The 15,112-nt window shown below is 67.1% G+C and carries 15 protein-coding genes; 6 read left to right on the forward strand and 9 right to left on the reverse strand.

What is annotated here, in order from left to right:
• Window position 1: 1 nt before the first annotated feature.
• The 8 genes from BDIM_RS05985 to BDIM_RS06020 form a co-directional block, all read right to left on the reverse strand.
• Window positions 2-1,078 carry a homocysteine S-methyltransferase family protein gene (locus BDIM_RS05985; RefSeq protein WP_003164675.1) on the reverse strand — a complete coding sequence of 359 codons (1,077 nt, stop codon included), beginning with the start codon at window positions 1,076-1,078 and terminating at the stop codon, window positions 2-4.
• A complete protein-coding gene (gene metF, locus BDIM_RS05990) occupies window positions 1,079-2,026 on the reverse strand; it encodes a methylenetetrahydrofolate reductase [NAD(P)H] (protein ID WP_003164676.1) in 948 nt (315 codons plus the stop codon).
• The gene (locus BDIM_RS05995) at window positions 2,026-2,988 is read right to left on the reverse strand and encodes an ArsR/SmtB family transcription factor (protein WP_003164677.1); all 963 of its coding nucleotides are present in this window, start codon (window positions 2,986-2,988) and stop codon (window positions 2,026-2,028) included. Before BDIM_RS05995 ends, metF begins: the two co-directional genes overlap by 1 nt.
• Window positions 2,989-3,124: 136 nt before the next feature.
• Window positions 3,125-4,054, reverse strand: a complete 930-nt coding sequence (locus BDIM_RS06000) for a 2-hydroxyacid dehydrogenase (RefSeq protein ID WP_003164678.1) — start codon at window positions 4,052-4,054, stop codon at window positions 3,125-3,127.
• A gap of 145 nt (window positions 4,055-4,199) precedes the next feature.
• On the reverse strand, window positions 4,200-5,867 hold the full coding sequence (gene ettA / locus BDIM_RS06005) for an energy-dependent translational throttle protein EttA (RefSeq protein ID WP_040345215.1): 1,668 nt from the start codon (window positions 5,865-5,867) through the stop codon (window positions 4,200-4,202).
• Between the two features lie 113 nt (window positions 5,868-5,980).
• Complete coding sequence (locus BDIM_RS06010; protein ID WP_003164679.1) at window positions 5,981-6,910, reverse strand: alpha/beta hydrolase; 930 nt, start codon at window positions 6,908-6,910, stop codon at window positions 5,981-5,983.
• A gap of 71 nt (window positions 6,911-6,981) precedes the next feature.
• Complete coding sequence (locus tag BDIM_RS06015; protein ID WP_003164680.1) at window positions 6,982-7,593, reverse strand: TIGR02466 family protein; 612 nt, start codon at window positions 7,591-7,593, stop codon at window positions 6,982-6,984.
• Between the two features lie 175 nt (window positions 7,594-7,768).
• Window positions 7,769-8,539, reverse strand: a complete 771-nt coding sequence (locus BDIM_RS06020; RefSeq protein ID WP_050796633.1) for a tRNA1(Val) (adenine(37)-N6)-methyltransferase — start codon at window positions 8,537-8,539, stop codon at window positions 7,769-7,771.
• A 142-nt stretch (window positions 8,540-8,681) separates the two neighbouring features.
• Here BDIM_RS06020 and BDIM_RS06025 point away from each other — a divergent pair, with 142 nt between their 5' ends.
• Together BDIM_RS06025 and BDIM_RS06030 are read left to right on the forward strand one after the other, a co-directional pair.
• Window positions 8,682-9,656, forward strand: coding sequence for a polyprenyl synthetase family protein (locus tag BDIM_RS06025; protein WP_040345218.1), 975 nt, complete (start codon window positions 8,682-8,684; stop codon window positions 9,654-9,656).
• On the forward strand, window positions 9,656-10,069 hold the full coding sequence (locus tag BDIM_RS06030; RefSeq protein WP_003164684.1) for a hypothetical protein: 414 nt from the start codon (window positions 9,656-9,658) through the stop codon (window positions 10,067-10,069). The genes BDIM_RS06025 and BDIM_RS06030 overlap by 1 nt, the downstream gene beginning before the upstream one ends.
• Before the next feature lie 4 nt (window positions 10,070-10,073).
• Here BDIM_RS06030 and BDIM_RS06035 read toward each other — a convergent pair whose 3' ends face one another.
• The gene (locus BDIM_RS06035; RefSeq protein ID WP_003164685.1) at window positions 10,074-11,279 is read right to left on the reverse strand and encodes a pyridoxal phosphate-dependent aminotransferase; all 1,206 of its coding nucleotides are present in this window, start codon (window positions 11,277-11,279) and stop codon (window positions 10,074-10,076) included.
• 121 nt (window positions 11,280-11,400) lie between these two features.
• Here BDIM_RS06035 and BDIM_RS06040 point away from each other — a divergent pair, with 121 nt between their 5' ends.
• The 4 genes from BDIM_RS06040 to mreC all read left to right on the forward strand — a co-directional run.
• Window positions 11,401-12,123 (forward strand): TVP38/TMEM64 family protein, encoded by a 723-nt coding sequence (locus BDIM_RS06040; protein WP_040345220.1) that lies wholly within the window; start codon window positions 11,401-11,403, stop codon window positions 12,121-12,123.
• 13 nt (window positions 12,124-12,136) lie between these two features.
• Window positions 12,137-12,754 carry a glutathione S-transferase family protein gene (locus BDIM_RS06045; RefSeq protein ID WP_003164687.1) on the forward strand — a complete coding sequence of 206 codons (618 nt, stop codon included), beginning with the start codon at window positions 12,137-12,139 and terminating at the stop codon, window positions 12,752-12,754.
• A 252-nt stretch (window positions 12,755-13,006) separates the two neighbouring features.
• Window positions 13,007-14,047: a rod shape-determining protein gene (locus tag BDIM_RS06050; protein ID WP_003164688.1), complete on the forward strand. Its 1,041-nt coding sequence runs from the start codon at window positions 13,007-13,009 to the stop codon at window positions 14,045-14,047.
• Between the two features lie 119 nt (window positions 14,048-14,166).
• The coding region (gene mreC / locus BDIM_RS06055; protein WP_050796636.1) for a rod shape-determining protein MreC at window positions 14,167-15,112 on the forward strand (946 nt) is incomplete at its 3' end.

Genomic DNA, 15,112 nt, shown 5'->3' on the forward strand with positions numbered 1-15,112 from the left:
ATCACGACACCAGTTCAAAGGGTTCCAAGCCCGACAGGCGTAGGGCTGTGGGACGTTCCGGCACGGCGCGTGGCTTCACCCCCGCGACTTCCTCGGCGACGTGGCGGATGTGGTCGGGGGTGGTGCCGCAGCAGCCGCCGACGATGTTGACCAGACCCGACTGCGCCCATTCCTCGAGGAAGTGGGCCGTCTCGTGCGGCTGTTCGTCATACTGGCCCATAGCGTTGGGCAGGCCCGCGTTGGGATAGGCGCTGACCAGGGTGTCGGCGACGCGGCTCAGTTCAGCGATGTGCGGCCGCATCAGCTCGGCGCCCAGGGCGCAGTTGAAGCCGACGGCGAACGGCTTGGCGTGGCGGATCGAGTTCCAGAAGGCCTCCGCCGTCTGGCCGCTGAGCGTGCGGCCCGAGCGGTCGGTGATGGTCCCCGAGATCCACAGGGGCAGGGGCTCCAGCCCTTCGTCCTCCAGATCCTTGATCGCCTTGATCGCGGCCTTGCAGTTCAGGGTGTCGAACACCGTCTCGATCAGGAAGATGTCGACGCCGCCGTGGTGCAGAGCGCGCGCCTGCTGCTTATAGGCCTCATAGACCTCATCATAGGTGACGGCGCGATAGCCGGGGTCGTTGACGTCGGGGCTCAGCGACAGGGTGCGGTTGGTCGGGCCGATGGCGCCGGCGACGAAGCGGGGCTTGTGCGGCTCTTTCTGCGCCCAGCGGTCGGCGACCTCGCGCGCGATGCGGGCGCCTTCATAGTTCAGGTCATAGACCGCGTCTTCCAGCCCATAGTCGGCCTGGGCGATGGTGGTCGAGGAGAAGGTGTTCGTCTCCGAAATATCGGCTCCAGCGGCGTAATAGACATCGTGCAGATCGGCCACGATGTCGGGCCGAGTCAGGATCAACAGGTCGTTGTTGCCCTTCTGCGGATGGTTGTGGTCGCGGAAGCGCTCGCCGCGGAAGTCCTCTTCCGTCAGATCGCGGCGCTGGATCATCACGCCCCAGCTGCCGTCCAGCACCAGAATGCGCTCTTTCGCCGCCGCGTGCAGGGCGGCGATCCGTTCAGCGCGGGTCAGGGGGGAAGTCATCTACGCAACAGCCTTGGTTTCACGCACGCCCAGCACCCGGCAGATCGCATAGACCAGCTCGGCGCGGTTCAGGGTGTAGAAGTGGAAGTCCGAAAAGCCCTCTTCCTGGAGACGGGCGCAGGTCTCGGCGGCGATGGAGGCGGCCAGCAGCTTGCGCGTCTCCGGGTCGTCGTCCAGCCCGTCGAAGTGTCCCGCCAGCCAGTCGGGCAGGGCTGCGCCGCACGCCGCCGTCATCCGCTTCAGCCCTGCGAAGTTGGACACCGGCATGACGCCGGGGATCAGGGGAATGGTCACGCCCGCCGCCCGCACGCGATCACGAAAGCGCAGGAAGGCTTCGATATCGAAGAAGAACTGCGTCACGGCGCGCGTGGCGCCTGCGTCCACCTTGGCTTTCAACACCTCGATATCGTGGTCGATGGACGGGCTTTCCGGGTGCTTTTCCGGATAGGCGCCGACCGTGACCTCGAACCCGCCGATGCTGGCGATGGCGGCGGTCAATTCGGTGGCGTTGGCGTAGCCGTCGGCGCGCGGCGTATAGGCGCCGCCGATTCCGGCAGAACCAGGCGGGTCGCCGCGCAAAGCGACGATGTGATCGACGCCGATGGCCTTGTAGCCTTCGATGACCTCGTCGACCTCGGCGCGGCTGGCCTCGACGCAGGTCAGGTGGGCGGCGGGGCGCAGGGTCGTCTCGCTGATGATGCGCTGGACGGTGCGGTGGGTTCGCTCGCGCGTCGAGCCGCCCGCGCCATAGGTGACGGAGACGAAGGCCGGGTTCAGCGGCTCCAGCCGCCGGATCGCCTTCCACAGATTGGCCTCTGCCTCGTCAGACTTGGGCGGGAAGAATTCGAAAGAGACGTTGACGGCGCTGCGGTTCGAGCCGGCGCGAGCCACCGGGCCCAGCGGCGACAGCAGCAGGGCGCGGGCTTCTGCGAGGGATGAGGGGGCCATCAGGCGGTCTTTCGGGCAGGGTTCGCGGCGCGTTCGCCGGTCCAGATGTGAACGGTCAGGCCTTCCGTGTCGGGCGGCAGGGCGATGGGCGCCGAGGGCGTCAGGCCCGCCCCGGTCAGCCATTCGCGGATTTCGGCGTCCGAGAAGCCCAGGCGGCGGTGCTGGTGCGCCTCGCGCAGGTGCTCGAAATTATGGGGCGCGAAGTCGACGATCAGCAGCTTGCCGCCCGGCATGACCAGACGCGCGGCCTCGGCCACGGCGGCGGCCGGATCGGCGAGGTAGTGCAGCACCTGATGGACGATCACCAGATCGGCGCTTTCGTGCGGCAGGCGGGTCGAGAAGATGTCGCCGTGGCGCAGCTCGACCTTGTCCAGCCCGGCCTTGGAGACGTTGGCGCGGGCGATGTTCAGCATGTTCTGCGACAGGTCGAGGCCGACCGACATCTTCGCCTGTTTGCCGAACAGGGTCAGCATCCGGCCCGAGCCGGTGCCCAGATCGACCACGCGTTCGAACGGGCCGGATCCGGCCGCGCGTGCGACCGCCGCCTCGACCGCGCTTTCGCAGACATAGAGGCTGCGTATCTGGTCCCACTGGGGCGCGATCTGTTCGAAATAGCGGGCGGCGTCGATGGCGCGCTCCTTGCGCACCTCGTCCAGACGGCGATGGTCAGCCTCGCCTTCGCCGTCGTCCAGAAGGTCCAGAACGGTGTCGATCAGACGCCGCGACAGGGCGTCGTGCGACAGGCGGTAGAAGACGCGCGCGCCATCGGGGAAACGCTCGATCAGACCCGCGTCAGCCATCAGCTTCAGATGGCGCGAGACACGCGGCTGGCTCTGGTCCAGAACACGCGACAGCTCCATCACCGACAGCTCTTCCGCAGCCAGCAGGGACAGGACGCGCAGGCGGGTCGGTTCGCCGGCGGCGCGCAGGGCTTCTACAGTCTGGTCAGCGGTCAGTGTCATGGGTCGTATAAAGATATCCTTATACGCTTATGCAAGCAAAATCTGGTCGCACGCGTCTTCTATCCGCGTAATGCAGGCACGGATCGTTCTTTGCTTGTCTGGAATGGGGGGCGAGACGGCCCCGAGGCGCGGAATTTCAGTCTGCGACAGGCGTCTTTAGCGGTTCATCGGCAAAGTGGGCCGAGAGATTCTGCAGAAGCAGCATCAGCATCCCCTGCACCGCTTCGGTCGTGGCACCGCCGGTATGGGGCGTCAGGACGGTGTTGGGCACGCCCGCCCAACGCGCGGCTTCGGTCGGCTCCTGGGCGAAGACGTCCAGCGCGGCGCCGCCCAGTCGGCCGTCCTTCAGCGCGGCGATGACGGCGTCCTCATCGACCAATTGCCCGCGCGCGACGTTGACCAGCAGGCCCGACGGGCCAAGCGCCTCGATCACTTCGGCCGAGATGAGCCCCCGATTGTTCTCATCCGCGCGACAGGCGACGACGAGAATGTCGGAACCTTGGGCGAGGTCGATCAAGGTGTCGGTGCGAGGCCAGCTTGCGTCCTTCTCGCGCGGGCCCCACCAGCGGACGTCCATCCGCATGACGTCGGCGCGTCTCGCCACAGCCTCGCCGATATGGCCCAGACCGACGATCCCCAGTCTCTGACCACTCAAGGAGGTGGTGATGCTGCGTGTGGAGAGGCTCCACCCGCCCGCGCGGAGCGTGCGGTCGCCCTCGGCGATCTGGCGGCGCGCGGCCAGGATCAGGCCGATGGCGTGGTCGGCCACGTCTTCGTGGTTCACGCCGGGGGCATGGGTGACGGGCAGACCGCGCGCGCGGCACCATTCGACGTCGATGCCGTCATAACCCGCCGTGAAGCAGGCGATCAGCGACAGATTGGGCAGGCGTTCGATCAGGCTCTTGTCCAGTTCGAACTCGCCCGCGACGATCAGAGCGCGGATATCATGGGCGGCCTCGATCGGCGGGCCTTCCCAGAAGCGATAGACGTCGTAGGCGCCTTCCAGGAAGGCGCTCAGCGGGGCCAGATGCCGCTGCATGATCAGGACGGCGGGACGCTGGGTCATGGGGACAGACTATCCCGCTTTCGCTGGAGCGCCAGCCTTCTCATTCATCGCTCATCCCGGCGGACGCCGGGATGAGCGGAAGAGGGGGCATAGAAAAACGGCCCCCCGATCGCTCGGAGGGCCGCTTGTCATCTTGTCCGTTCGATCAGCGACCGAACTTCTGGTGCTGGATGCGCTTCGGAATGATGCTGTCGGCGCCCAGGCGGCGCATCTTGTCCTGTTCATAGGCTTCGAAGTTGCCCTCGAACCATTCCACGTGGCCGTCGCCTTCGAAGGCGAGGATGTGGGTGGCCAGACGGTCCAGGAACCAGCGGTCGTGGCTGATGACCACGGCGCAGCCGGCGAACTCTTCCAGAGCCTCTTCGAGGTTCTGCAGGGTTTCGATGTCCAGGTCGTTGGTCGGTTCGTCGAGCAGGATCAGGTTGCCGCCGGTGGCCAGGGTCTTGGCCAGGTGGACGCGGTTGCGCTCACCGCCCGACAGTTGGCCGACCTTCTTCTGCTGGTCGCCGCCCTTGAAGTTGAAGCTGCCGACATAGGCGCGAGTGTTAATCTCGCGCTTGCCGACCATCATGATGTCGGTGCCGCCCGAGATGGCCTGCCAGATGGTGTCGTCCGGCTTCAGGTCGTCGCGCGACTGATCGACGTAGGCCAGCTTGACCGTTTCGCCGACCTTGATTGTGCCGCCGTCAGGGGTTTCCTGGCCGGTGATCAGCTTGAACATGGTCGACTTGCCGGCGCCGTTGGGGCCGATGACGCCGACGATGCCGTTGGGCGGCAGCTTGAAGGTCAGGTTGTCGAACAGAAGCTTGTCGCCATAGGACTTCTTCAGGCCGTCGACTTCCAGCACGACGTTGCCCAGGCGCGGGCCGGGCGGGATCTGGATGACGGCGAAGGATTGGGCCTGACGCGAATTTTCCTGCTCGGCGACCATCTTCTCATAGGCGGCCAGACGGGCCTTGGACTTGGCCTGACGGGCCTTAGCGCCCGAGCGGACCCATTCCAGTTCGCGGGTGAGGGCGCGTTGGCGAGCTTCGGATTCCGACTGTTCCTGCACGACGCGCTTCTGCTTGGCTTCCAGCCACGACGAGTAGTTGCCCTCGTGCGGGTGGCCCTTGCCGCGGTCCAGCTCCAGCGTCCATTTCGTGACCTGATCCAGGAAGTAGCGGTCGTGGGTCACCAGGATGACGCAGCCGGGGAAGTTCTCCAGGTGGTGCTGCAGCCAGGCGACGGATTCGGCGTCCAGGTGGTTGGTCGGTTCGTCCATCAGCAGCATGTCGGGCTTCGACAGCAGCAGGCGGGCCAGGGCCACGCGGCGCTTTTCACCGCCGGACAGGTTGGTGACTTCCCAGTCGTCGGGCGGGCAGCGCAGGGCGCCCATGGCCTGGTCGATGCGGCTGTCGATGTCCCAGACGTCGCCGGCGTCGATCTTCTCCTGGAGGGCGGTCATCTCCTCCATCAGTTCGTCGGTGTAGTTTTCGCCCAGTTCGGCGGCGACTTCGTTGAAGCGGTTGACCCACTGCTTCTCTTCGCACCAGGCCTCGACGTTCTGGCGCACGTTCAGCGCCGGATCGAGGTGGGGCTCCTGTTCCAGGTAGCCGCGCTTGACGCCGTCGGCGGCGCGGGCCTCGCCCTGAAACTCGCTGTCCAGGCCGGCCATGATCTTCAGCAGGGTGGATTTACCCGAGCCGTTGACCCCGACAACGCCGATCTTGGCGTCGTTGTAGAAGCTCAGCCAGATGTTCTCGAAGATCTTTTTGCCGCCGGGGAAGGTCTTGGTCAGACCCTGCATCTGGAAGATATATTGCTGCGCCATGCGTCGCGTCGCGCCCTTGATTCAGTGCGGATGGGGAAGTTGACGGGGGATGTAGCGATCCCGACGCCTTTGGGCAAATCTTCGGATAGGCGCGCGGCTTTTCGGAGGCGGTCTCAGCGGGCGGGAAGCACGGCCTCAAGAGCGCGCGTGAAGCCGACGGGGGCGACGGTCAGGTGGTCTTCGTCCTCCAGCACTACGGAGCTGACTTTCAGACCGGGATAGCCGCGCGATTCCAGGTTGCGGTGCAGAGCCTGCATGTCGCCGACCATGTCGGCCTCGCTGTTGCGGCGTGTCGGGCCGGGCTTCTCGTGACCGCCCACATACATGAAGACCTGGGCGTTCAGGTCGCGATGGTTGCGGGCGTAGTCGGCCTCGACCCCCATCATGTAGCCCTTGTCGTACCAGAGCGACGGACTGCCCAGGACATAGGACTGGAACATCGCCGGGTCGCTGAACAGGATCTGCGCGCCCAGCAGGCCGCCGTAGGAATGGCCCAGCAGCACGCGGCGCGACGGATCGGCGCGGAACGTCTTCTCGATGAAAGGCAGGGCCTGGGTCTTCAGATAGGTCTGATAGGCCGCGCCGCCGCCATGCACGGCGGCGCCTGAACTGCGCGGACCGTTGGGGGTCGGGGTGTAGTCGCGGCGGCGGCTGTCGGCGCCCTTGTCGCCCTCGGCGTAGGACAGGCCGACCAGGATGAACTCCTGCACGACCGGTCCCTCCAGATTCACCCGCCTGGCGATCTGGCGGATGATGGGGAAGGCGTAGTCCGCGTCGGTGACATAGAGCGTGGGATAGCGGCGGCCGGGGTTGGCTTCATAGCCGGCGGGCAGGCTGACGAAGACCTGATAGTTCCGCCCGGACACGGGATCGGGCACGCTCCAGACCTGGGTGCCGGTCAGCACATAGGGGGCGCCTTCGGTCGCGAGGGCGGGATCAGGGGCAGGGGCCGTTCGCGCATCCGCCTTTTCGCCGCATGCGCCCAGAAGCAGGGCGCCCGTCGTGAACATGGCGATCGCCGCCGCCGCGCTGAAAACCCGCATCCATTCCCTCCAAAGCTTCGCCGTTGACGCAAGGTTCGGGGCAAATGCGGCGAGGGAAGGGCGAGCCGGCGTCAGGCGTAGTTGAAGCTGATCGAGATGCGTTGTTCTTCGGCGCGATTGGCGGGCACCTCGTGGCGCAGCCAGCTTTCCCACATCAGCACCGTGCCGGGCGCGGGCTTCAGATAGACGAAGGGCTGCTCGGCCTCGCCGGCGGCGGCGGTCAGGCCGGGGCGGGCCATCATCATGACCAGGCGCGGGTCTTCGATCTTCAGCGAAGAGGCGCCGTCGGGCACGTGGATGTAGAGGGTGCCGGACAGCACGGCGTGCGGGTGGATGTGGCCGGTGTGGCCCCCGCCGGGCATCAGGACGTTGACCCACAGATTGTCGAGCCGCAGCTTCTTGGCCAGGTCGAAATGCAGGCTCTCGGCGAAGCTCGCCGCGTGCTTGTCCAGCAGCTTCTTCAGCTCGGCGAACTCGGGAAACCGCTGCGGCAGGTCGTTGATCGAGCCGTAGGAGGTGTAGCCCGGATAGTGGTTGGCCCGGCACCACTCGATCCCGGCCTCGTCCTCCTCGGCCATGACCAGGCAAAGGTCGAGCAGTTCCTCATGCAGTTCCGCCCAGCCGCGCGAAGAGGCGAGGGAGGCGTCATAGACCTGGGTGGCGAAGAGGGATCGCAAGGACATGGGAGGTGCAATAGCCCTTCTCCCCTTGTGGGAGAAGGTGGCCGAGCGGAGCGAGGTCGGATGAGGGGTTTCGCCGCGCCCATGCAGGCATCGATTTAAGGTCGCGCAACCCCTCATCCGTCATGCTTCGCATGCCACCTTCTCCCACAAGGGGAGAAGGGTGAGAAAGCCGGTTCTAGAAGCCCAGACTCGCCTCGCCGCGCAGGATCGCTTCGGCCTGCGGGCTGTGCTTGGCGCCGTCGCGGTCATGCAGGATCAGGGGCGGCAGCAAGCGCAAGGGCGCCTTGCCGGTCTTGATGGCCTGGACCAGCACGCGCTTGGCGGGTTGATCGGCGTAGGGGTGGATCGGGCGGACGGCGAAGGAGCCCGCCTTGGGCGCCAGCAGGCTCAGGATGTCGGCGAGGCGGTCGGCGCGGTGGATGATGACGATGCGTCCGCCCTCGCGCACCGCCTTCAGCAGAAAGCCCGCCCAGGCGGTCAGTCCGTCGTCGGCCATCCAGGCGCCGAGCTTGCCCTCGGCGGGCGCACGCAGGGCGCCGGGGTCGTCGAAGAAGGGCGGATTGCTGACCGCCCAGTCGAACGGCGACAGGTCGAGGGCGCGAAAACCCCGCGCCACGTCGCCCTCCACGATCGTGGTGCGCGCTTCGGCGTTGTTCAGTTCGGCATTCTGACGCGCGAGGGCGGCGGCGGCGGCATCGCGCTCCAGCCCGGTCAGCAGGACGCCGGGGCGTCGGGCGGCGATCTGCATCAGGACGGCGCCCGCGCCGCAGCCCGCTTCGATCAGTCGTTCGCCGGGGCGCGCCTCGACGGCGGCGGCCAGCAGGGCGGCGTCCATGCCCGCGCGATAACCCTTGGTCGGTTGGCGCAAGCGGATGCGTCCGCCCAGAAAGGCGGATTCGGCCACATCTGCGGCGACAGTAAGGGATGACTCGGCTTGACCCATCATAGCGCCGCCACCATTGTGCGCCGCATCGCGTCCGGGCAAGCGGATGCGTGTGAATTTCGGGCGAATCTCCCCCTTCGCCCCTGTGCTGAAAGAGATTTCCGTGGACGCAGCTCTCGCCGTCGCTCCCCGTCCCAAGGGTGATGTGGACGCCCTGGTTCATCTGGCCAAGGACGACATGGCGGCGGTCGACGCCCTGATCATCGCGCGGATGCAGTCCGACGTGCCGGTGATCCCCCTGCTGGCCGAGCACCTGGTGTCGGCGGGCGGCAAGCGTCTGCGCCCGCTGCTGACCGTGGCCGCGGCGCGCGCGATCGGTCAGACGGGCGCCATCGACGGCCCCAAGAAGCTGGCCGCCTCAGTCGAGTTCATCCACACCGCCACCCTGCTGCACGACGACATCGTCGACGGCTCGGAAATGCGCCGGGGCAAGGTCGCGGCGCACCTGATCTGGGGTTCGGCCTCGTCGGTGCTGGTCGGCGACTTCCTGTTCGCCCGCGCGTTCGAGTTGATGGTCGAGACCGATTCCCTGCGTGCTCTGGGCATTCTGGCGCGAGCCTCGGCCGTGATCGCCGAGGGTGAGGTGCTGCAACTGACGCGCGCTCACGATCTGAACCTGGACCTCGACACCTATCTGCAGATCATCCGCGCCAAGACGGCCGAGCTGTTCGCCGCCGCCGCCGAATCCGGCGCGGTCGGGGCGGGTGCGACGGACGAGCAGGTCGCGGCTCTGCGCGACTACGGCATGGCGCTGGGCATCGCCTTCCAGCTGGCGGACGACGCCTTGGACTACGGCGGCGCGACCGAGACCCTGGGCAAGAACGCGGGCGACGACTTCAACGAGGGCAAGGCCACCCTGCCGCTGCTGCTGGCCGTTCAGCGCACTAAGGGGACCGAAGACCTGTTCTGGGATCGGGTCATCACCAAGGGCGACCGCAAGCCCGAGGATTTCGACCGCGCGCGGCAGTTGATCGTCGCCAGCGGCGCGGTCGAGGCCACGCTCGATACGGCGTCGGAGTACGCCGACCGGGCCAAGACGGCCTTGCAGGTTCTGCCCGCCGGGCCGTGGCGCTCGGCGCTGGAAGCCCTGGCCGACTTCGCCGTCAGCCGGGCGATGTGATGCTGGCGGCGCTGCTCGTCGCGGGGCAACTGGCCGCGCAGGAGCCGCCGCGCTTCCTCATGCCGCAAAGGCCGGGGGACGGTTTGAAGGCCGAGCTGTTCCGTTTGGAGCCGGGCGATCCCGGCGGTCAGGCGCGCGCCCTGCTGGGCGAGGCGATGACGCGGGACGACGCCGAACTGGTGGTGCGCCCCGTGCCGCCGATCATCATGCTGTATCGCGAGGGCAGCCTGCCGGACGGCCCGATCGTGCTCTACGCCGGGCCTGAGGTGGAGGGCGAGCCGGACGCCGCCTGCCGTCTATCACGCCTTCCTGACGGAGAGATCGACAACTCGGAGCGTGCGCTGGCGTGGTGCGCGGGGTTCATCCTGAAAACGGCGCCGACGTTGAACATTCCGCCGGCGCCGGTTCACTGAAGGCTTATTTCAGGCTGGCGCAGAAGCGCTGGATGCGGGTGCAGCCTTCTTCCAGCACGGCTTCCGAGGTGGCGTAGCTGATGCGGAAGTAGGGGCTGAGGCCGAAGGCCGCGCCCTGGACCACGGCCACGCCCTCGGCGTTCAGCAGTTCGGCGGTGAAGGTCTCGTCGTCGGTGATGACCACGCCCGACGGCGCCGTCTTGCCGATCAGGCCTTCGATCGACGGATAGACGTAGAAGGCGCCTTCCGGCTTCGGGCAGCGGATGCCGTCGGCTTGGTTCAGCATGGAGACGACCAGGTCGCGGCGCTTCTCGAAGGCGGCGGCGCGCGGGGCCAGGAAGTCCTGCGGGCCGTTCAGGGCCTCGACCGCCGCCCACTGGCTGATGGACGAGGGGTTGGACGTCGTCTGGCTGGCCACCTTGCGCATCAGGTCGATCAGCGGCTTGGGGCCGCCCGCATAGCCGATGCGCCAGCCGGTCATGGCGTAGGCCTTGGACACCCCGTTGCAGGTCAGGGTGCGGTCGTACAGGTCCGGCGCGACCTGGGCCATGGTGACATAGTCGAAGTCGCCATAGACGAGGTGCTCATACATGTCGTCGGTCAGGATCCAGACCTGCGGGTGCTTGCGCAGCACCGCGGCCAGGGCTTCCAGCTCGGCGCGGGTATAGGCGGCGCCGGTCGGGTTCGACGGCGAGTTCAGGATGATCCACTTGGTCTTGGGCGTGATGGCGGCGTCCAGCACCTCGGGACGCAGCTTGAAGCCGTCGGCTTCCTGACCGACCACGGTGACGGGCTCGCCGCCCGCCAGCAGCACCATGTCGGGATAGGAGACCCAGTAGGGCGCCGGCACGATCACTTCGTCGCCGGGGTTCAGCGTGGCGACCAGGGCGTTGTAGATCACCGGCTTGCCGCCCGAGGCGACGTGGATCTGGTTGGTTTCGTAGGTCAGGCCGTTTTCGCGGGCGAACTTGGCGACGATGGCCGCCTTCAGCTCAGGCATGCCGTCGGCTTCGGTGTATTTCGTTTCACCGCGATTGATGGCTTCGATGGCGGCGGCCTTGATGTTGTCAGGCGTATCGAAGTCCGGCTCGCCGGCGCCCAGACCGATGACGTCGCGGCCCTGGCGTTTCAGTTCGCGCGCCTGGGCGGTCACGGCCAGGGTGGCCGACGGCTTGACGCGAGCGAGGGAGGCGGACTGAAGGCTGGACATGTCTATCCCGTCTGGTGGAAGTGAGGGGGCCGGGGAGGCTGAGGCTTGATACGCAACCCCGCAGGGGCGCACAACGTTTGTGCGCGTCCTGGACGATCAAAAGGCGATTTGGGCGAAATTTATGCGGCGGGTCGTCGATTTTCTGCTGAATATGGAGGCCAAGCGGTGGCGCACCCTGGCCGTGACCCTGCTGCTGCTGGCGGGAATCATCGCCCTGTTCGCCTTGGGCAAGACGCAACTGGCGTTGGGGGCGGAGGACCGGCTGGAGCATTGGCTGGCCGGATATCGCATCGGCCCGTGGGGGCTGGCGGCGGCGGTGCTCGTCTTCACCTTGTCGGCTTTCATCGGCGTGCCGCAGTTCTTGTTGATCGCGGCCTGCGTCGTGGCCTTCGGACCGTGGTTCGGTTTTCTCTATAGTTGGATCGCCACGATCGCCTCGGCGGCCGTCACCTATTGGCTGGGGCGCGGGCCGACCGCGCGCACGCTGGAACGCTACGGCGGCGGGACGGTCGAGCGCATCCGCAAATTCGTGGGCCGCAACGCCTTTTCGGCCAGCTTCATCATCCGCAACGTGCCCTCGGCGCCCTTCATCGTCGTGAACATGGCCTTTGGCGCGGTGCGCGCCTCCTTCCCGGCCTATCTGGCGGGGTGCGCCCTGGGGGTGCTGCCGAAGACGGCGCTGGTCGCCTTTTTCGGCGGGTCGTTCATGGCGGCGGTCAGCGGAGACGGCATCTGGACCTCGGTGATCCTGGCGGCCGTCGCGGGCGTTTGGCTTGTATTGATGCTGGCGGTGCGCGAGTGGGTGAAGCGCCGTGAGGCTGCACGCAGTCTGCAAGTGGATTGATCGGAGAACGACGATGCTGAAGCTCTATTATTCGCCGGGCGCCTGCGCCGTCGCTTCGCACATCGGCCTGGAAGAGGCGGGCGCAGACTATGTGATCGAGAAGATCGACCTGCGCGCCGGCCAGCAGCGCACGCCGGAATATCTGGCCATCAACCCGGCGGGCGTGACCCCGGCCCTGCAGACGCCCAAGGGGGTGCTGACCCAGAACACGGCGATCCTGGCCTATGTGGCCCAGACCCATCCGCAAGCCCAGTTGGCCGATCTGAACGATCCGTTCGAGTTTGCGCGGATGCAGGCCTTCAACGGCTGGCTGGCGTCGTCGCTGCACCCGGCGATCGGCAAGGCGCTGTTCTCCAAGCCGCCGCTGGAAGGCGAGGCCAAGGACGAGGCCGTGCGGATCGCGCTGGAAAAATACGACCTGGCCGAGAATCATCTGCTGACCGGTCCGTGGGTCATGGGCGAAGATCATTCGCTGGCGGACGGCTATCTGCTGGTCTTCACGCGCTGGGCGCGTCAGGCGGGCCTGCTGGACAAGGCGCGCTTTCCGAAGCTGAACGCCCATCTGGACCTGGTGCAATCGCGCCCGGCGGTGCAGCGCGTGCTCCATGCCGAGGGCATCACGGCGGTCTGAGCCGCGAACCCGCAAGCGGGGCTGGAAAGCTTGAGCGGAAAGGCTTTCAAGCCTTGCCGTGACAAGCCTGTGATCGAGGAGTCATAGGCGCTTGCAATCCCTGCGGCATGAGGGCAAACGGGCCTGTAGTCGGCTCGGCGAAGACGGTCAGGACAGCTTTGCGATCAACGTGAAGCGGGGGTAGGGCGTCGCCACAGCGGACGAATGAAATTCACGCCCTTGCAGGCCCGAACTAAAGCGGTACCGACGCCCATGCTTTCACCCCTCTTCGGCATGATTTCCAATGACATCGCTATGGATCTGGGGACGGCCAACACCCTGATCTACATGCGCGGCAAGGGGATCGTCCTGAACGAGCCGTCGGTCGTCGCCCTGCGTAACGTCGGCGGCCGCAAGATCGTCCACGCCGTCGGCCTGGAAGCCAAGCAGATGCTGGGCCGCACCCCCGGCCACATGGAAGCCATCCGTCCGATGCGCGACGGGGTCATCGCCGACTTCGAAGTCGCCGAGGAGATGATCAAGCACTTCATCCGCAAGGTTCACAACCGTAAGGGCTTCGTGAACCCCAAGATGATCGTCTGCGTCCCGTCGGGCGCCACGGCCGTCGAACGCCGCGCCATCAATGATTCCTGCCTGAACGCCTCGGCCCGCCGCGTCGGCCTGATCGACGAGCCGATGGCCGCTGCGATCGGCGCCGGCCTGCCGATCCACGAGCCGACCGGCTCGATGGTCGTCGACATCGGCGGCGGCACGACCGAAGTGGCCGTGCTGTCGCTGTCGGGCATCGTCTATTCGCGTTCGGTCCGCGTCGGCGGCGACATGATGGACGACGCCCTGATCGCCTATATGCGCCGCAACCATAACCTGCTGATCGGCGAAACGACCGCCGAGCGCATCAAGAAGGACATCGGCACCGCCCGTATCCCGGCCGACGGCGAAGGCCTGTCGATCGAGGTCAAGGGCCGCGACCTGATGCAGGGCGTGCCGCGCGAAGTGAAGATGAGCGAGCGTCAGGCGGCCGAAGCCCTGGCCGAGCCGGTCTCGCAGATCGTGGAGGCCGTGAAAGTCGCGCTGGAGGCCACGCCGCCGGAACTGGCCGCCGACATCGCCGACAAGGGCATCATGTTGACGGGCGGCGGGGCTCTGCTGCGCGGCCTGGACGCCGAGATCCGCGACCACACGGGGCTGCCGGTGCAGGTGGCGGACGATCCGCTGTCGTGCGTCGCCATCGGCTGCGGCAAGGTGCTGGAGCACCCGTCGTGGATGAAGGGCGTCCTTGAGTCGTCGCTCTGAGACTGATCGGCCTGCCGCAGGCGCCGCATTCCTGAAAAGGGGCGGATTTCTGTGACAGGCTCACGCTTTCGGCGGGCTTTGAGCCCGCCGATTCCTAAGCTCTAGCAGGAAGGCTGGCCGTGGCGTTTCGCGACGGACCGTTCGAGAATCTGAAGGTGCCGCTGGCCTGGACGGCCGCGGTCATGGTCGTCGGCGGAATCGTCGCTGCGGTCATGCTTCTGCTCGCCGATCGGCCGCAACCGGCGGCTGACGACCTGGAGCCCGCGCGCGCCGCATTCGACAGCGCCGCCGGAACCACGGGCGGGGTTCTCGCCGCGCCGGTCCGCTGGGGCGGCGACGCCGTGGATTACGTCAAAGGCTATTTCTTCGCCGTGTCGGAGAACCGCCGCCTGCGCCGCGAACTGGCGGAGATGAGCGCCTGGCGCGACGACGCCCTGGCGCTGAAGAACCTCAACGCCCGCTACGAACAACTGCTGGGCCTGCAGACCGAGCCGCCCATCGCCATGACGGCCGGACGCGCCATCACCGACGCGCGTGGCCCGTTCGCCCGGTCGCGCCTGCTGAACGTCGGCGCCGGCAAGGGCGTGCGCGTGGGCAATCCGGTGCTGAGCGAGCACGGCCTGGTCGGCCGCATCTCGGGCGTTTCTGGCGCACACAGCCGCATGGTGCTGCTGACCGACGTGGCCTCGCGGATTCCGGTCATGGTGGAGCGCACCGACGCTCGCGCCATGCTGACCGGCGACGGCAGCCGCAGTCCGCGCCTCGACTATGTGCGCGGGCAGGGCTCGGTGCAGGAAGGCGACCGCATCCTGACCTCGGGCGACGGCGGCGGTTTCCCGCGCGGCCTGCCGGTCGGCGTCGTGGCCAAGGGCGTGGACGGCTCCTGGCGGGTCAAGCTGTACAGCGACCGCACGGCCATCGACTATGTGCGCGTCCTGCTGTTCCAGGATTTTAGCCAGCTGGCGGACCAGAACGCCCTGAACGCAGCGCCGTTGGCCAGTCTGAACACCGCGCCGCCGCCGAACGCCGCCCAGGCCGCCGCGATCCAGGACGTGGCCACGCGCC

The organism is Brevundimonas diminuta ATCC 11568, from assembly GCF_000204035.1.
GTDB classification, from domain to species: Bacteria; Pseudomonadota; Alphaproteobacteria; order Caulobacterales; family Caulobacteraceae; genus Brevundimonas; species Brevundimonas diminuta.